The organism is Aerococcus loyolae (assembly GCF_002871915.2).
GTDB classification, from domain to species: Bacteria; Bacillota; Bacilli; order Lactobacillales; family Aerococcaceae; genus Aerococcus; species Aerococcus loyolae.
The window spans coordinates 1,181,307-1,199,361 of record NZ_CP126958.1 but is presented as its reverse complement, the minus strand read 5'-3'; the positions used below and the strand labels follow the sequence as shown (position 1 = coordinate 1,199,361).

At 43.5% G+C, this 18,055-nt stretch carries 16 protein-coding genes and 1 tRNA gene; 15 read left to right on the top strand and 2 right to left on the bottom strand.

What is annotated here, in order from left to right; translation table 11 throughout:
- Positions 1-49 precede the first annotated feature (49 nt).
- Positions 50-2,581 carry a M1 family metallopeptidase gene (locus tag CJ190_RS05415; protein ID WP_064292720.1) on the bottom strand — a complete coding sequence of 844 codons (2,532 nt, stop codon included), beginning with the start codon at positions 2,579-2,581 and terminating at the stop codon, positions 50-52.
- Positions 2,582-2,783: 202 nt separating this feature from the next.
- Between CJ190_RS05415 and CJ190_RS05410 the strand changes: the two genes are divergently transcribed.
- The 12 genes from CJ190_RS05410 to CJ190_RS05355 all read left to right on the top strand — a co-directional run bounded on the left by CJ190_RS05410 (position 2,784) and on the right by CJ190_RS05355 (position 11,347).
- Positions 2,784-2,855, top strand: a tRNA-Glu gene (locus CJ190_RS05410).
- 253 nt (positions 2,856-3,108) lie between these two features.
- Positions 3,109-3,885 carry a DeoR/GlpR family DNA-binding transcription regulator gene (locus CJ190_RS05405; RefSeq protein ID WP_064292719.1) on the top strand — a complete coding sequence of 259 codons (777 nt, stop codon included), beginning with the start codon at positions 3,109-3,111 and terminating at the stop codon, positions 3,883-3,885.
- On the top strand, positions 3,866-4,690 hold the full coding sequence (locus CJ190_RS05400; protein WP_064292718.1) for a Cof-type HAD-IIB family hydrolase: 825 nt from the start codon (positions 3,866-3,868) through the stop codon (positions 4,688-4,690). Before CJ190_RS05405 ends, CJ190_RS05400 begins: the two co-directional genes overlap by 20 nt.
- A 30-nt stretch (positions 4,691-4,720) precedes the next feature.
- Complete coding sequence (locus CJ190_RS05395; protein ID WP_064292717.1) at positions 4,721-5,251, top strand: VanZ family protein; 531 nt, start codon at positions 4,721-4,723, stop codon at positions 5,249-5,251.
- Between the two features lie 160 nt (positions 5,252-5,411).
- Positions 5,412-6,314 carry a ribokinase gene (locus CJ190_RS05390; protein WP_064292716.1) on the top strand — a complete coding sequence of 301 codons (903 nt, stop codon included), beginning with the start codon at positions 5,412-5,414 and terminating at the stop codon, positions 6,312-6,314.
- A 156-nt stretch (positions 6,315-6,470) separates the two neighbouring features.
- The gene (locus CJ190_RS05385) at positions 6,471-7,067 is read left to right on the top strand and encodes a hypothetical protein (RefSeq protein WP_064292715.1); all 597 of its coding nucleotides are present in this window, start codon (positions 6,471-6,473) and stop codon (positions 7,065-7,067) included.
- Positions 7,068-7,438: 371 nt separating this feature from the next.
- Positions 7,439-7,729, top strand: coding sequence for a hypothetical protein (locus tag CJ190_RS05380; RefSeq protein WP_064292714.1), 291 nt, complete (start codon positions 7,439-7,441; stop codon positions 7,727-7,729).
- Positions 7,730-7,832: 103 nt separating this feature from the next.
- Positions 7,833-8,795 (top strand): YihY/virulence factor BrkB family protein, encoded by a 963-nt coding sequence (locus tag CJ190_RS05375; RefSeq protein ID WP_168162784.1) that lies wholly within the window; start codon positions 7,833-7,835, stop codon positions 8,793-8,795.
- 35 nt (positions 8,796-8,830) lie between these two features.
- On the top strand, positions 8,831-10,117 hold the full coding sequence (locus tag CJ190_RS05370; protein WP_064292712.1) for an FtsW/RodA/SpoVE family cell cycle protein: 1,287 nt from the start codon (positions 8,831-8,833) through the stop codon (positions 10,115-10,117).
- Complete coding sequence (locus CJ190_RS05365; protein WP_064292711.1) at positions 10,095-10,457, top strand: Spx/MgsR family RNA polymerase-binding regulatory protein; 363 nt, start codon at positions 10,095-10,097, stop codon at positions 10,455-10,457. The genes CJ190_RS05370 and CJ190_RS05365 overlap by 23 nt, the downstream gene beginning before the upstream one ends.
- A gap of 3 nt (positions 10,458-10,460) precedes the next feature.
- Positions 10,461-10,811 (top strand): glycine cleavage system protein H, encoded by a 351-nt coding sequence (locus CJ190_RS05360; protein WP_064292710.1) that lies wholly within the window; start codon positions 10,461-10,463, stop codon positions 10,809-10,811.
- Between the two features lie 47 nt (positions 10,812-10,858).
- Positions 10,859-11,347, top strand: coding sequence for an LURP-one-related/scramblase family protein (locus tag CJ190_RS05355; RefSeq protein WP_064292709.1), 489 nt, complete (start codon positions 10,859-10,861; stop codon positions 11,345-11,347).
- A gap of 79 nt (positions 11,348-11,426) precedes the next feature.
- On the opposite strand, the gene CJ190_RS05350 is transcribed toward CJ190_RS05355, so the two are convergent.
- A complete protein-coding gene (locus tag CJ190_RS05350; RefSeq protein ID WP_013669318.1) occupies positions 11,427-12,170 on the bottom strand; it encodes a gamma-glutamyl-gamma-aminobutyrate hydrolase family protein in 744 nt (247 codons plus the stop codon).
- A 99-nt stretch (positions 12,171-12,269) separates the two neighbouring features.
- Between CJ190_RS05350 and CJ190_RS05345 the strand changes: the two genes are divergently transcribed.
- The 3 genes from CJ190_RS05345 (at position 12,270) to CJ190_RS05335 (ending at position 18,037) form a co-directional block, all read left to right on the top strand.
- On the top strand, positions 12,270-14,174 hold the full coding sequence (locus CJ190_RS05345; protein WP_064292708.1) for a M13 family metallopeptidase: 1,905 nt from the start codon (positions 12,270-12,272) through the stop codon (positions 14,172-14,174).
- Between the two features lie 518 nt (positions 14,175-14,692).
- The gene (locus CJ190_RS05340) at positions 14,693-16,339 is read left to right on the top strand and encodes a peptide ABC transporter substrate-binding protein (protein WP_064293136.1); all 1,647 of its coding nucleotides are present in this window, start codon (positions 14,693-14,695) and stop codon (positions 16,337-16,339) included.
- Between the two features lie 69 nt (positions 16,340-16,408).
- The gene (locus CJ190_RS05335; protein WP_064293137.1) at positions 16,409-18,037 is read left to right on the top strand and encodes a peptide ABC transporter substrate-binding protein; all 1,629 of its coding nucleotides are present in this window, start codon (positions 16,409-16,411) and stop codon (positions 18,035-18,037) included.
- The last annotated feature ends 18 nt before the right edge of the window (positions 18,038-18,055 follow it).

The following is an 18,055-nucleotide window of genomic DNA, read 5'->3' as shown; positions in this document are numbered from 1 at the left end:
ACAGAGTCCTACTCGATCTCAGTTTATGCTGGCTGGCATATTTCATTTTTTATTTATTGTTAGCGGTTTTGATAGAGCTTAGGACAGCATTCTTTTCTTTTTCGATAAAGTCGACCCGGCCTTCGATAACCTTGATGTCCATGCGGATTTCACGGCCTAGTCCAGGGACATCGACTTTTTCTTCAAAGAAGTCCTTAAATTCTTCAAGGCGTTCTTGGGTATTAAAGATAGCTGCAGTGACTGTGATATAAGTCGCAAATTCCATATCACCGCCGACTTTGGCTTCTAGCCAGTCCCAATTATTTCGTAGCCAGTTCCAAGCTTTTTCTTCCCCAACTGGGTTAGCGAGAACTCCACGGTACCAAGCCCGTAAGTCTTGAGGCTTGATCACATTAGCTTCTTGGAAGTGACCCACAATTTGGTCTAAGAAGGCTTCATCCTTAGAAGCGGTTAGGGCTTGACGGAGGTCAGCCTTGAGACTTGGGTTAGCTGATTTTTGGTAGGCAGTGAGGTAGTCTTGGTAAAGGTCATCACTACCATAGTTAACCACTTCATTCTTCAAGAGCAGGGCACGGCGGTCAGCGGGTAGGTTTTCCTTGTTTTCTCTACCACCAGAGTTTAAGTAAAGTTCATGGAGGCCCTCAATAACCATCTTGTCTTCAGCATAGAGAGAGGCAGACAAAATCGTTGGACGACTGAGTTCGGCTTCCAGACTTTCGCCTACCCAAGCTTCTACGCCTAGCTTTTCAACTTGGTCATGGTAGAGTGAGCGGATATATTCCTTAATAGCTGCTTCTTCGTCACTATTTGGACGGGCAAAGTCTTTCAATACCGATAAGATTGCGGCAATTTTTTCATGGACAATGGCTGATTCAGCTTTAGCTAATTTGTCCAGTAAAGGAATAAGCTTAGCGTAGGATAAACGACCACCTTTGGCTAATAGGTTCAAGTCTTGTAAGACTTGGAGTTGGTCGATAGCGGTTAATTGGTCCAATTCATCAATGATGTCATTTAAGAGTTCTTCATCGTAATCAACGATAAAGTGAGAGTTATTTCCGACATTGAGTCTTAAGGCTTGGTCGCCTTTTTGGAAGTTTGAAATCGTCACTTCTGACTCGGTCATGATTTCTGGCACTTGGTCGTTATTCGCTTGGAGTGGAATTTGCCAGAGGCGTCCTTGGTCTTCGCCTTGACCGATAAAGAATTGTTCTTGGCTTAAGACTAAATCGCCATCCACTAACTTAGCTGATACCACTGGATAGCCAGGTTGTTCTAACCAAGAATCCATGATGGCCCCAATATCTAAGCCGGAAGCTTGAGAAAGGGCGTCCCAGAGGTCTTGACCTTCAGCGTTGCCGTATTGGTGTTTTTCAAAGTAAGCTTTTAGCCCTTTACGGAGGTCGTCGTCACCTAATAAGGAACGCACCATCACTAAGAGACGGGCTCCTTTAGCGTAGACAATGGCAGAGTCGAAGATGGAGTCGATTTCTGCTGGGTCATTCACCATAACGTGGACTGATTGGACGCCATCCGTTGCATCACGTTCCAAAGCGGCTGGGACATCAGAGGTTTGGAAGAGTTCCCAGACCTTCCACTCTGGTTCAAGGGCATCGATAGCCACATATTCCATCATGTTGGCAAAGGATTCATTCAACCATAAGTCGTCCCACCAGTTCATGGTGACTAAGTTACCGAACCATTGGTGGGCGAGTTCGTGGGCGATCACGGTAGCCACCAATTGTTTGGTTGGTAGGGAGGCGTTATCTGGGTCGATCAATAGATAAGCTTCCCGGTAGGTTACTAGCCCCCAGTTTTCCATGGCTCCGGCAGAAAAGTCAGGAAGACCCACTTGGTAGGAATGTTCCAGCGGGTAGGGGGTGTCGTAGAATTCTTCGAAGAATTCGATCGAGCGTTTACTGATATCTAAGGCAAAGTCAAGTTCCTTAGCCGCGTGAGCCCTAGTCGCAAAGACGCCGATTTCAACCCCAGACTTGGTATGGGTGATCTTCTTTTGCAGGTCGCCGAAGACAAAGGCAATCAGGTAGCTAGACATGCGCACGGTTTCTTCGAAGTAGTGAACGCCGTCTTCGCATTTGACCTCAGGTTGGTTGGCGATAATGCTTTCGCCTTCTTGTTCGTCAAATTTAATAGCTAAGGTGAAAGTGGCCTTAGCAGCAGGTTCATCCACACAAGGAAAGGCTTGGCGGGCAAACGTAGTCTCAAACTGCGTGCCGACCAACTGCTTTTCTTCACCATCCACTTCATAATAAGAAGGGTAAATCCCCATCATGGAGTCGGTCAAGTTTGCATGGTAAGTCACTGCGACTTCCACTTGACCTTCCTTATCATTAGCAATGGTTAAGGTTTCCGCTTGGTCATCTTGTGAGAAAGAAGCTAATTCGCCATCCACAGTGACTTTTTCCGTGGTTAAATATTTTTGGTTTAAAACAATGTCTTGACCCAGAGCTTGGCCCTTGACGGTGGTAGTCCCAATAAAACGCTTATCTTGGCGACTAATGTCCAAGAAGATGTCATAATGGTCAGGCACAAACTGGTCGAGTAGACGTTGATTTTCTGTCATAGAAAAACCTCCCCTAAATTGGTTTCGTTAATTATACGGATTATTCATCCCTTATAGTAGTAATTATATGGGATTTAGGCAAATTTTTCAGCTTTCTTTTCATTATTGATTATATAAAACCACATTCATTAAAATTAAGTCTTTACAAATGAAAAGATCAGGCGTATTCTAGTTATTGTCGTCAGGAAATGACGCAAGACACTGCCCGGTGGTCAAGGGGTTAAGACGCCGCGTTCTCAGCGCGGAATCACGGGTTCGAATCCCGCCCGGGTGATAATGATTTCAATAGAGGACTCAAGAATGTTGAATTTAAAGCATTCTTGGGGCCTCTTTTTTATGCTCACTAAAAAAGTTAATAGAAATGTTAGTAGAAACGACTAGATTTCTAAATAGAACGAATGCTCATTAAGTTATCGGTACTTAAAAGCATCGATAAAAGCATACAATTACTTAAAATAACTTACAAATGCATAAAAACATGCTAAAATAAAATCAGCAAGTAAAAATATAGTAGAAAGGAGGCCACCATGTACCAAGAGGAACGTTTAAGACTAATCATGAAGGAATTAAAAGACAAGGGGCGTTTAACGGCTAAGGAAATGACGGCAGCTTTGGGTGTTTCAAGAGATACGGTCCGCCGGGATTTTAATTTACTGGAAGATCAAGGACTCGCCCACCGTACCCATGGGGGCTTAATATTGCCCAAGCAAGTGCCAGTCATTGCTCCTTACCAGAGTCGTTCTAAGCAATCGACCCAAGCTAAACGGGCCATTGCTCAAGTCGCACAAAAATTTCTCCAAAGGGGGGGCTTTTACTTTTTCGATGTCTCGACCGTGGTTAGCCAACTGGCCCAAATAAGTGAAGGACCTATAACGGTATATTCTCATTCTTTAGATAATGCCTTGATTTTTACTGAGAAGGAAAGGGTAGACTTTAACCTCTTAGGAGGAAAGTACTATCCAAAGAACCGTTTCTTTGCTAACTTAGATACCCTCAAGCAGCTTGACCAGCTTTATTTTGATGTAGCCTTTATCGGCGCTGCGGGTTTAAAGGATGGGAAAATCTCCTATGACGACCAGGCCGACAGCCAGCTTAAGGAAGTGGTAATCAAAAATTCGCAAACCATAGTTCTTTTAGCCGAAGCGGAGAAGTTCCAACAAAGCGGCCACTACCAAGCGGGGAGCCTGGAAGAAATTGATTATCTCATCACTAGCCAAGCCCCTGAAGTGATTAAAAAGATTGATGGATTGGAAGTTATTGAAACCGACAGAAAGGAAGAAGATCATGACACAAGCTCAGATTAAACTGGTAATCAGTGACATTGATGGAACCATTCTCGATTCTAACCACCAGGTCGATGACCAATTGAAGGACCAGATAAAAGCTCTCAAAAAACAGGGGATTACCTTTGTCCTAGCTTCTGCCCGCTCACCCCGGGGCATGTATGGCTTAGCCAGGGAATTAGAACTTGATCAGAACCCGATTGCTACCTATAATGGGGCCTTGATTGTACCTAGCGATCCGGAAAAACTTGACCAAGCCCTGGTTAACCATGTGATCGATCCCAATGAAGCCGGAAAACTGATTGACATCCTCCAAAACCAATTTCCTACGGTTTCTATCAACCCTTATGCCGGAGCAGACTGGTACGCTAATGCTAAGAGCCCTTGGACGGATGAAGAAGTCGCCATTACCCAGGATAGCCCGATTATTAAAGACCCTCAGGCTTTACTTGAAGAGGGGATTGGAATTAATAAATTTCTCCTCATTGATCAACCCAACCAAATCAGTCGCTTAGAAACTTATCTTAAATCACTGAACTTTCAGTATTGTGACTTCTACCTCTCTAAGGACAATTACTTAGAAGTGACCGCTAAGGGTGTTTCCAAGGAAAATGCCTTAGGCGAAATCGCTGAACTCTATCAAGTGCCCATGGAAAACTGTCTAGCTATAGGAGATAATTTTAATGATATCCCTATGCTTAAGTTAGCAGGGCTGGGAATAGCTATGGCTAACGCGCCTGAGGAAGTTCAAGCGGCGGCCGATGAAATCACTAGTTCAAACGATGACCATGGAGTGAGCCAAGCCCTCAGTCAATGGGTACTATAGATATATATATTAACTTCAAAGGAGCTTATTGTGACCTTAAAACAAATTCGAAACCTTGCCTTTATTGCTTTAATTCTCTTACTCGTCTTGACCTTTCCCAGTTCATCTACCTCTTACCAAGACCAGAGTCTGATCCCGCTTTTGAATTCGGTCCTAGCCAATCACCCAGCTGAAAGCTTATTCCGGGGGCTTTCTTTTACCTATGCCGGAGAGGAAATTTCTATCCAAGCCCGGGGCTATTTCGCTTTCATTGAGTTCTTTATCCGCAAGGGGGCTCATTTTGTCCTCTTTGGTAGTTTGGCTAGTCTCGCCTACCTCTCTTTATTAATTGATGTTAAAAGCTTGCCAGTCCGCGCTACTTTAGCGACCTTATTAACTTTTGGCTATGCGGCTTTTGACGAATTACGGCAGATATTTACCCCCAATCGTACCGGACTCCTGGCTGATGTTTACTTGGATACTTGTGGAGCGCTTTGTTTTATTTTGCTGACCATCTTGGTCTTTGGGTGGCTGAGAAAAAGGGGTTGGATAAAAGGAAATCCATTTCCTAAGTCGACCTGATCAATGTCTTTCTAGGCCTTGATAGCTAGCTTGTTAGCGGCTAGAAAAGATGATAAACTTAAGGTGATCTTACTGAAAGCGATTGCGCTATAGTTAAGAAAAGACTGTATCGTTTTTCATTAATAAAGTCGCGTGAAGAATAGAAAGATAGGGAGCAAAAATGAGTAAAGTAATTGTTGTTGGTAGCATTAATATCGATATGACCATGGTCACTGATCGCTTGCCTCGGATTGGTGAAACCATTCTTGGTGATACCGTGAATTATTTCATGGGCGGCAAGGGAGCTAATCAAGCGGTTGCGGCTGCTCGTTTAAATAGTGATGTGCGGATGGTGGGTAGCGTTGGTGACGACTCTTTTGGAGACAAAGCCCTCAAACACCTCAAAAAGGAAGGAGTAGTCACTGACCATATTAAAGTAGAGAAAAATATTTTTACTGGGATGGCGGCTATTTTTTCAGTTCAAGCCGACAATTCCATTGTGGTTTTGCCAGGAGCGAATGGCTTAGTTGAAGTTGGCGAAGACTTTGCTGATTTGGTTGAGGAAGGCGACATTGTCCTGGCCCAATTAGAAGTTCCCCTAGCTACGGTAAAGCAAGCCTTCTCAATGGCACGAGAAAAAGGGGCAAAGACTATCTTAAACCCAGCACCTTTTGACCCAGGGATTAATGAGTTTATTGACCTGGCTGATATTGTCACTCCAAACGAAACTGAATTTGCCGGAATGTTGGGCCGTGACATTGAAGACTCGGAAATCGAGGCAGCTATGTTAGAGTGGAGCCAAGCCCACGATGCCTTGTTGATTGTTACTCGGGGTTCGCAAGGAATTTCCTATGTCCATGAGGGCCAAGTGCTTTCGATCCCAACGATTGAAGCGGATGTCAAAGATACGACTGGGGCAGGGGACACCATGAATGGCGCCTTCGCTGCTTTAATGGCTCAAGGTACTTCTCTGGAAGAGGCCCTGCGTCTGTCTTCGATTGCTGCAACCCTATCTACCACCAAGGTTGGTGCTCAAACCGCCATGCCTTATCCAAAAGACCTAGAGAACTACCGTAAGCCCTAAGTTTTCTTTTCCAGGGCCAAAAATTAGGAAAACGTAAAGATTATGGGCTGATCATTTTTGGATTAAAAGCTGTGGTAAAATAATAAGTGAAGAAAAGTCGATGTGAATACACTCGATTAGAAAATGATTTATTTAAAAATAAATGAGGGATTTATTATGAATAAAAATTTAAAAGGCTTTATCGCGGTTACACTTAGCGCCGTCCTGCTAGCGGCTTGTTCCGAACAGGGCGTGTCTTTTGGCGATAAGAAGCAGTCATCAGATGTCAAGACCGAGCAAACTTCCAGCAGTCAAGCTAAGGAAAGCAGCCAAAAAGTGGACACTGACAAGAAGCAAGATACTGACCAAGAAAAAGCTAGTCAGTCAGATAAGGCAAGTAGCCAAGTCAAGGGTAAAAGTGTTAAAGCAAATAATGAAAGCGGTCAAGCGGGACCAGGTCAATCAGCAAGCAAGAGCCAAGCAGAAGCTGCTGAGAAACCTGCCAGCTCAGTGACACCGTCCAATAATTCTAATGACATTATTGCTAAAGTGGTGCCTATGATCCATCAAGTCACTGATAATATCTACCGGAGCGAAGATTATAGTTTCATGCCTTCTAAGGTAGATGATAATCTTGTTCAAGTGGAAATCCGTCGCCAATCACCTAATAACCAAATTCATACTAATCTCGTCGCCATCTACCGTTATAATAACCAAACCGGTGAATTAACCAGCATGGACCTGGTGTCCGGTCAATGGCAAAAGGTCAACTAATTCCTTAAATCCTCATTTATCACGTAATTAACCAGGGCCAGGTGCTCTGGTTTTTTGCTCCTCAATTTATCTCATCAATGACTTGTTATCGAATATTTTGGTAGATAGCTTTGAGCAGTAGTGGAGCTTTGAATTTAGTCGTTAGCCATGAACGAGCAAGCGATGTGAAATACGGATAGTAGGCTTTAGCCATACTAGCCGTTTGAAGCTCGCTAGGTGAGAGACTAGGGCTCGAACCGATGCCATGGCTTTTTAACGACCAAATTCAAAAGCGAAACGAATGCTCACCAGTTTATCTTTTGAAAATCGTTTTTCTTATTTTCACTTGCAAGCAGAACACATGTTCGATAAAATAAAATTAGGTGATTATTATGCAAGTGATCTATAAAGAAAACCATTGTCGCAAAAATATTCGTTCCTGGTTAGAAGGCAAAGGCTACCGTTACCAGCGCGACTTTAACAAAGGGGCAATTATTCAAACCAATAAGGGCTACTACCAATTGTGGGACCTGCATATTAAGGATGTCGACCAGGGAACCTACCGCAATTACTTTTTTGCCGAAGGGATATCGGGAGACTTTGACCTTTATGTTTTTACAGTGAGAGAGACGCTTTTCTCGAGTCAGACTGCCAAGGCTTTTATTAATTCTCTTTCGATTTAAATCGGTAAATTTAAAAAGCTAGCGTCGCCCCAGCTTGTTTGACACACTTAGGCGGATCTATTGTATAATGGGTAAGACATCTATCAAGATAGGAGCGAGCCCCGTGAAGAAAATCAAAGAAGTCTTAGTGCCGATCGCCAGTCAGAGCGTCCATGATGCCAGTATTGGTAGTTCAGCAGCCGAACTGGCTTATTATGCCTTGTTGGCAATTTTTCCTATGCTACTCTTAGTGGCCAATATTATTCCTTTACTCCCCTTTGATTCAGCCCAGGCAGTAGAGTGGATTACTGCCATTCTCCCTAATGAAATTGAGCCTCTGTTGATTCCTACTTTGGAATCGTATTTAGATTCCACTAGTGCCGGGAGTCTTTCAATTAATACCATCTTAGTAATTTGGTCATCCTCGGCTGGTTTCTCCGCCTTACAGCGGGTCTTAAACCGGGTCTACGGCAATCCGGACCACAAGAATGCGGTAATTACTCGGATCGCTTCTTTCTTGATTGCCTTTCTCTTAGTCCTTAGTGTAGGCGTATTCTCGCTCTTTTTTGTCTTTGGTGAGACCCTTCTGCGGGTGATTAATAATTTTGTTCCTTTGCCTCTAGGTTTCGTGGAGTTATTACTGGGCTTAAAATGGCCTGTCCTTTTGATTTCGGTCTTTATCTTAATGTTATTTATCTATATCGTCGTTCCTAACCAACCGATGACCTTGAAATATGCCTTACCCGGTTCGGTGACCGCTGCTGTAATGGTTCTCTTAATTTCCAGCTTGTTTGGCGTCTATGTCCAGTTTGCCGGAGGTTCCTCGGTTCAAAATGGGACCATTGGCGTTTTCATTGCCTTAATGCTTTATTTATATTTAAATGGGATGGCCCTCATTGTGGGAGCCTTGGTCAATACCATTTATTATCGCTATAAACATGCGGATACCTATCTTGATCAACGCATTAAGTATGAGGTCAACCTATCTCCAGATTTCCCCCATTTAAATGATAAAGAAATCGCCTATAGTCCCTTAAAACGGGCCTCCAAGGCAATCCAAGCGGAAGCTTTACAGAAGAATGACTAAGCGTATTGTTAGCTGTTAAACTAAGGAGTGTAAGTATGGCACGTTCAAGAAGCCAACGTTTAAAAAAAGTTAGCCAAGCAAAATCCATTAATCCCACCATTATCGCGCTTTTATTAGCACTGATGGCCATGAGTGTCGCGGTGATTTTCGCTACCACTTATTTACAATTTGGGGGCGGCTCATTAAAGCCCACTCTGATGCAAATCTTTTGGTATGTGGTCAGTTTTATTGCCATTGTCTTTGTCATGCAGATTGACAAGAAGACCTTTTATCGATTTGTTCCTGTCCTGTATGGTTTTGGGATCTTTCTCTTGATTTTGGTCCTGTTTTTCTATGACCGCCAACAATATACCTTGTTTGGGGCTAAATCCTGGTTCACCATCGGGACCTTGTCCTTCCAACCGTCGGAAATTATGAAGTTCTTTTATATCTTAATGATGTCCCGTTTGGTCAGTGAATATAATCAAAGAACCGAAGCTTTGAATTATGACGCTCTGCCGGTGTCTAAACAGTTGAAATGGGACTTTAAATTTATTGGCCGCATGATTTTATGGACTGCGGTGCCGGTGGTATTGATTCTCTTACAGAATGACTTTGGAACGACCCTGGTATTTATGATGATCTTTTCGGGTATGATTTTTGCTTCGGGGGTTAACTGGCGAATTATTCTGACCATTGCTTTAATTATTGGTGCCATCTTTGCTGGCTTACTCTTTTTGGTGATTTACAACCGTGACTTACTTTATCACTTAGGTTTTCAAGATTATCAATTTGCCCGGATTGATTCCTGGTTGGCTCCCTTTGAAAATACGCGGCGGGAGTCCTACCAACTGAGTCAAAGTATCAAGGCCATTGGTTCCGGTCAATGGCTGGGTAAGGGCTTTGGTAATTTCGAAGTATATGTCCCTGTCAGAGAGTCGGACATGATTTTTTCTACGATAGGTGAAAATTTTGGCTTTATTGGCAGCAGTCTTTTGATCCTGCTTTATTTCTTATTGATCTTAACCATGATTGCCATTGCCTATGAATCCTACGATTCCTTCTATATCGCAGGTACTGCCGGGATTGTTTCTATGATCCTCTTCCATATTGTAGAAAACATTGGCATGTCCATTGGTCTCTTACCTTTGACAGGGATTCCCTTACCCTTTATTTCGCAGGGGGGATCGGCCTTATTAACTAATATGCTCTGTATGGGCTTTGTCTTGTCCATCCAGTACAATCAAAACCGTAGTGAAGCAGAAATTCAACAACATTGGCTCAATCGCCTATTGCGCAAATTAAGTGGAGGTGACCGTCTTGATCAGTTTATATGGCCTTAAGCAGTGTTCTACCTCACGGCGAGTGGAAAAAGCCTTTAACGAGGCTGGGGTTGACTATCAGTTTTACGATATCCGCGAACAAGTGCCTAGTAAGGAAGATATAAAACGGGCCCTAGAGAGCAGTGATCGACCCAAGCAAGTCTTTAACACGTCGGGCTCGGCTTACCGAGAAAAGAACTTAAAGGATAAAATTGATGATTTATCCCAAGAAGAAATTGTTGATCTATTAGCTAGTGATGGGATGTTAATTAAACGTCCCTTAGTGACAGACAAGGAAGTAGCCACTACAGGGGCTAAAGAAGATACTGTGGCTTACTGGATAGAAAAAGAAGGGAAGTAAACAATGGAAAAAGTATTTACTGATAACGGTTTATGGTTAACTCAAACAGCAGATAAGCAAGTCATCATTGGCCTTTCTAAGGCTGGCCAAGAAGAATTTGGTGATATTTCCTTTATTAATTATTTAGTCGACCAAGACTTGGTGGCTGGGGAAGCCTTTGTCTCTATTGAAGCGGAAAAGGCGGTAACCGATATCTTAGCGCCTTTGTCTGGTAAAGTCGTCGGAAAAAATGAAAAAGCTGAAGGGACTCCTACTGATTTAAATTCAGATAAAGATAATTTAAACTGGTTAATGGCTGTAGAACCTAGTTCAACCTTTGATCCGACTGCCTTTAAGTCAGAAGAGACCAAGTAATTTTTTCGATAACTGCTGGGACTAAGGAAAGGGGTTTGTGTCAGACGATGCGCCGTTTATATATTAAACAGAGGATTTTTAAAATTACGGACCACTATAATATCAAAGACGATCAGGGCCAGGTCTGCTACCGGGTGGACGAAGACTTTAAGTTCTTTGGTCATAAAGTCAAAGTGTCTGATCCACAAGGCCAGCCGCTTTTTGAGATTAACCGGAAACTTTTCAAAATCTTTTCAGAATACCAGATTAAATTTGTTGATGGCAGTCAAGTGACCATTAAAGACCGGCTAAGTTTCTTTAGAAGAAAGGTAAAAATTTCTAGTCCTGACTATAATTTGGACTTGAAGGGGAATTTCCTAGATAACAATTTTGCGCTTACCCTTGATGGTGAGAAGATTGGTTCAATTAACCATAAGATTTTTGCTATTCGGGATACCTTTGTTCTTGATGTCTATGATGAAGATTATGAAGCGGTGATGGTGGGACTAGCTATTGCCCTTGACAATATGATGGATAACGAAGAAGCTGCTGATTAAAAAAGAAAACGAGACTTCACCGAGTGCTAGAGGTAGACGTTTGTCGCCTAGTCTTACTCGATTGAGTCTCGTTTTTTCTTTAGAAGTATGAGAACCATTCAAAGATGGGCATCATTTCTTCGTTATTTTGGATCATTATTTCTGGATGCCATTGAACACCTAAGAGAGGGTGCTTTTCATTGTCATCACCAAATTGATAAGATTCAATGACCCCATCGGCGGCCCAGGCAGTCGCTTCAAGTTTAGGGGCGAGGTCACGGATGGCCTGGTGGTGGTAGGAATTCACTTGGGCTTTGTCTTTGTTACCTAGGAGCCGGTACATTTCACTGCCTTCCTTAATGGTGACTGAATGGTGGGGGTAAATCATCCGGCTATGTTTTTGCACGTGCTGGATGGCTGGGCGGTCTTTAACAGGATAGTAGGAGAGGTCTTGGTAAACGGTTCCCCCTAGTAAAATGTTAATCAGTTGGAAGCCCCGACAAACGGCAAGGATAGGGACTTGGTACTTAAGGGCAGCTTCAAAAAGGGCTCTTTCCCAGTAGTCTCTTTTCGGGTAGATATCATTTAAGCGGGGAGCGGGGTCTTCACCATACATCAAGGGGTGAACATCCTGACCTCCGGTAAATATCAAGCCGTCAATTCGCTGGATATAGTCTTCAGCGCGTCTTAGGTCGCTATGGATAGGAATGATGATGGGAAGGTTTCCTGACCGACTGACCCCGTCGACGTAACCGTGGGGGGTATAGTCCCGGGAAAATTCATCCCATTCCCGGTCATTGAGGGTGTCATTCCCTGTGATTCCGATCACTTTATCAATGCGCATGGCTAAACTCCTTCCTTGTCTTTTATGCAGTCAATGCATGTAATCCGTTCTATGATATAATAACACTAAGTTTTTTTCAATTTTGAAAGGAGTTCATTTATGACAGTAGATATGTCCCAAGCAAAAGAAGACCTTTATATGGCCGTGAACGGGGAGTGGATTGAACAAGCCGAGATCCCGGAAGACAAGTCCTCAACAGGTGGTTTCATGGCCTTACGAGATGGGATTGAAGAATTATCCATGGCAGACATTGAGAAAATGGCTGATGGAGAAATCAAGCTAGATAATCCCGAAATGGAAGAAATGATCGCCCTCTATCAATTAGCTATGGACTTTGATCGTTTGGACCAAGAGGGAGCAAATCCCATCCAAGCTGACCTGGAAAATGTGGGCGAATTGACTGACTTTGACCAAATTCAAGCTTTTTCTAAGCAATGGTTACTGGCTGGCCATGATTTCGTCTTCAACCTGGGTAACGAAGCCGACATGAAAAATACGGTGAACTATGCCCTCTATCTCAGCCGCCCTAACACCATTTTGCCTGACAAGGGCTACTATGAAGAGGATAACGGAACGGGTAAGCAATTATTAGAAATTTGGCGTCGGTCGACCGTTGATCTTTTAAAGGCTATGGGCTTTAGTGATGAACTGAGTCAACGCCATACCGACCAAGCTATCGCCTTTGATGCGCTATTTGTTCCTTATGTGAAGTCCCAGGAAGAATTAGCGGATTATACCAAGTCCTATAATCCTAAGGACATTAATGAAGTGGAAAGTTACTCATCTCACTATTCGCTTAAGGCGATTATCAAGGAATTAATCGGACAAGAGCCAGAAACCGTCATTGTAACGGAACCGCGGTATTTTGAAGCCTTAAATGAATTCTTCAGCCCTGATCACTTTGAAGAATTGAAGTCTTGGATGATTGTTAATGTGGCTCGTGATGGGGCTCAGGCCTTGTCAGAAGACTTGCGTCAAATTGCTAGCCAGTATAGCCTGGCTCTATCCGGTAACCCCAAGACTATGAGCCGGGAAAAACACGCCTTCTATCTGACCGTCAATACTTTTGACCAAGTCTTTGGTTGTTATTATGGTAAGAAGTACTTTGGCCCAGAAGCCCGGGCCGACGTGACTGCCATGATCGAAGAAATGATTGCGGTTTATAAGGACCGGCTCAAACATAATACCTGGTTATCCCAACAAACTATTAAGAAGGCCATCGTTAAACTCGATGCTATCACGATTATGGCGGGCTATCCTGATAGCTACCCAGAAATTTATCAGCGCTTCAAGGTGGATAGTAACTTACCGCTCTACCAAAATCTCAAAGCCTTTACCGCTGAACGGGTTAAGGACAATCTCGCTAAGTGGGGGAAAGAAGTTGACCATAGTCGCTGGCATATGTCTGCCGAAACAGTTAACGCCTACTACGATCCTTCAGCCAATAATATTTGCTTCCCAGCAGGTATCTTGCAAGCACCTTTCTATGACTTGAAGCAAAGCCGCAGTGAAAACTACGGTGGGATTGGCGGGGTAATTGCCCACGAAATTTCCCATGCCTTTGATAACAATGGGGCTCAATTTGATGAGAAAGGGAATTTAAATAACTGGTGGCTGGATGAGGACTATGAAGTCTTTACCCACAAGGCCCAAGCCATGATTGACCAGTTCGATGGTTTACCCTTAGGAGACGGCGAGGTTAATGGGACCTTAACGGTGTCAGAAAATATTGCTGACGCTGGCGGCTTGCAAGCGGCTTACCAAGCCATGACCCATGAGGAGGACTACGACCCCATTGCCTTCTTCAATAATTGGGCTCGAATCTGGTGTATGAAGGCCCGCCCTCAATACCAAAACCTATTATTATCCATTGACGTCCATGCTCCTAACTATTGGCGGGCTAACCAACAAGTCAAGAACTTGGATGCCTTCCATGTGGCCTACCAAACCTCTTCAGAAAATAAAATGTACCTAGACCCAGAAGACCGCGTCGTTATCTGGTAAGAATCAGAGTGCGACGGATGCACCAAAGATCGATAGAGCTACGCATACTATATCTGTAACTCGCTCTTCGCTTCGAACAGCTATAGCAACTGGAGCTAAAGAGCAAAAATTCTTGAAAAGAATTTCTTGCACTTTAGTGAAGTGGAGATCGATCTGCACCAGGAGCAGGTTTAGAGAGTGTGACAGTCACAACAAAGACTATGCCATTGTTCCACTAGATACTGTAAAAAAGCCTATCGGGAGACTGATTCCCTTTAGGCTTTTTTACTGCCTCATTTTGCCTCTAATGAGGAAACCCCGATAATTTTTCTGCTATCGAAAATTCAGATCAATCATGCTGGGAAAATACTAACTAAATGTAAGTCGTTTAAGTTTACTTTCCACCCTGGATTGGAGTAATATAAGATCATGATGATTTACTTATTAAAAGTAAGTATGCTATGGGAAGCTTTTAAAAAGAGTATCTCTTTGCAGATTTACCGATAAGTAAAAATAAATGAGAAAAAGAGGTGGAAGAAATGAAGCGTTGGTATAAGCTAATCAGCTTGCTATTCATTGGAGTCTTGGTGATGGCAGGCTGTAGTAGCAGCGGAGGCGGGACCAATAGCCAGGCCGGCCAGGAAATCGCCGTCACTTCAGAAGGTGAACTGGCATCGCTAGATACGATTAAGTCTTCCGATTCACCGAGCTTGAACGTGGCTTCAAACACCATTGAAGGTCTATACCGTCCTGCTCCTCAAGATAGTGATAAACTTAAGGAACTAGGGATGGCTGCTGAAGAACCTGAAATCAGTGAAGACGGCAAGACCTATACCTATAAAATCCGTGAAGATGCTAAGTGGTCAACCGGTGAACCTGTGACCGCCCATGACTTTGTCTATACCTACCGTAAGGCGGTGACTCCACCGGAACTCTCCCAAAACGTTAACCGTTTCTTCCCGATTAACAAGGCCAAAGAAATTTCAGAAGGGAAGGAAAGCCCAGAAAATTTAGGAGTTAAAGCGCTGGATGATAAGACCCTAGAATTTACCCTAACTTCGCCTACGGCTTACTTTGAAGACTTGTTGGGAACCCCAGCCTTTCTTCCTCAAAGTCAAAAGCTGGCTGAAGAAGTCGGTGATGACTACGGGTCATCTGCAAAAAAGACAGCCTTTAACGGGCCTTTCTTGGTTGAAGGCTGGACCGGGACGGAAAACAGCTTTGACTTAGTCAAGAATCCGGATTACTGGGATGCTGAAAATGTACAATTGAACCGCATTAACTGGGAAGTATCTAAAGAATTACAAACCAACTATAATCTCTTCAATTCAGGTGATGTCCAATATACGCAAACCGGTAACCCTTATGTGGAACAATTAGCCGGAGAACCCATTCTTCAAACCAGCCTGAATGGTAAGGTTGGTTACTTACAATTTAACTTCGACAAACCTATCCTGAAAAACAAGCACGTCCGTCAAGCCTTACGTTCTGGTTTTGACAAGGAGGCCTTTACCCAAGCTGTCCTTAAAGATGGCTCTCAAAGCCTTGATGGCTGGGTACCAGCTGACCATGTCTCTGATCCAGCTAGCGGTCAAGACTTCCGGGCCATGAATGGACATTTAGGGGCCTATGACTTGGACTTTGCTCAATCCGAATGGAAACTCGCCAAGCAAGAACTCGGTCTTGACCATATTGAATTAGAATTATTGACCTCAGATACGGATACTTCTAAAGCCACGTCGGAATTCTTACAAGGTGAATGGCAAAATAATCTGCCTGGTTTGACTGTAACAATCCGCAATGTGCCTTTGAAGAGTCGCCAACAAATTACTAACACTGGTGAATATGACATGGTTTATGGGACCTACCATCCAAGTTATGTGGATCCCACTGCTTACCTGGATTACTTCCATAGCCAAAGTGCCTTAAACAATGCTAATTTTGATTCAGAAAACTATGACTCACTCTTAGCGACAGCGCAAAATGAGTTGGGTGACCAACCCGAGGCCCGCTTCCAAAAGCTTTTAGAAGCAGAACGTTATTTGATGGAAGATGAAGCTGCGCTGGGGACCATCTACCAAGGGGCCTATGCCTTCTTAGTGGATCCAAAACTCACTGGCGTTATTAACCAAACTAATGGTGTCACCAATTACTTTAGGGCGGCAACTTATCAAACAGAAAACTAATTTAGGAACAATGAGGCTGTGAGTTTCGTCACAGTCTCTTCATAAAATAAAACAGAAAGAAGCGATCTTATGAAGTTAGGTGTTAAAGGCTTAGGCTTATTATTTAGTGTTCTAGTGGCTTTAGCAGGATGTTCAGGAGGGAGTGGGAGTGAGTCTTCCCGGCAGACAGAAATTACCGCGACTGCCGATGGGGAGCTAGCTTCCTTGAACAGTATTGCCTCTTCCGATATTCCTACCCAAAATGTCTTAGCCAATGTCACTGAAGGCCTTTACCGTCCTTCTATTGATGGCGGCAATGAGCTAGGGATAGCGGCTGAAGAACCTGAGGTATCTGAGGATGGCTTAACTTACACCTTCAAGATTCGAGACAATGCTAATTGGTCAACTGGAGAGCCAGTGACCGCCCAAGACTTTGTCTTTTCCTATCGTAAAGCGGTCGACCCTAATGCGATCTCAGAAAATGTCAACAAGTTCTTTGTGATTAAGAATGCTCGGCCCATTTCAGATGGTGAGCTGCCAACCGACCAATTAGGGGTTAAGGCCATCGATGATAAGACCCTAGAGTTTACCTTAGAAGCGCCTACGCCTTATTTCAAAGGCTTACTAGGGACTCCAGCTTACTTGCCTCAAAGTGAGAAGCTGGCCAAGGAGGTTGGCGATAACTATGGCTCCTCCCAAGATAACACAGCCTTCAATGGCCCCTTTGTGGTTGATGGCTGGACAGGTAATGAACAAAGCTTCCAATTAAAGAAAAATGACCAATATTGGGATAAGGACAATGTCCACCTGGATACCATTAATTGGCAAGTATCTAAAGAAATGTCGACTAACTTTAATCTCTTTGAAAATGGGAAGGTTCAATATACCAAAGTTGGAAATCCTTATGTGGAACAAGAACAAAATAACGAAGCCTTAACTGTCGACCCCTCTGGTCTAGTGGGCTATCTGCAATTTAACTTTACCCGTGAACCGACAAATAATGTTCACTTACGCAAGGCCTTAGCTTCATCATTCGATAAAGAAGCCTTTGTCCAAAACGTGCTCAAAGACGGGTCAACCCCAATTGATGGCTGGATACCTAAAAAACATGACCAAGACCCAGAAACCGGTGAAGACTTCCGGGCCCAAAACGGTTCGCTATCCTCCTATGATGTCGATAAGGCCAAAGAGGAATTTGAAAAGGCTAAGGCGGACTTAGGACGAGATAAGATTAGTATTGAGCTCTTAACCTCAGATACAGATGTCTCCAAATCAACCTCCGAATTCCTACAAGGGGAATGGCAAAAGAACCTACCTGGCATTGAAGTCACTATCCGTAACGTGCCCCTCAAGAGCCGTCAAAGTATTGCCGCAAGCAAGGATTACGATATTATGTTAGGAACCTTTATTCCTTCCTATGTCGATCCAATCGCTTACTTAGAATACTTTGAATCTCATTCGACCTTGAATACTGGTTTCTATAATTCTGAAGTCTTCGATGGGCAATTAAACCAAGCCCGGACAACTTTAGCTAACCAACCCAAAGAACGTTGGGATACTTTGTTAGCTGCTGAGCGGACACTGGTTCAAGATGACCAAGCTTTGGCACCAATTTACCAAGGTGCTTTCGCTAATATGATTGATCCTAAGCTCAAAGGGGTTATTAACCAAACCAATGGGGCCCAATCCTATTTCCGTGCCGCAAGATACGAAGAATAAAAGTTCATAAAATATTAC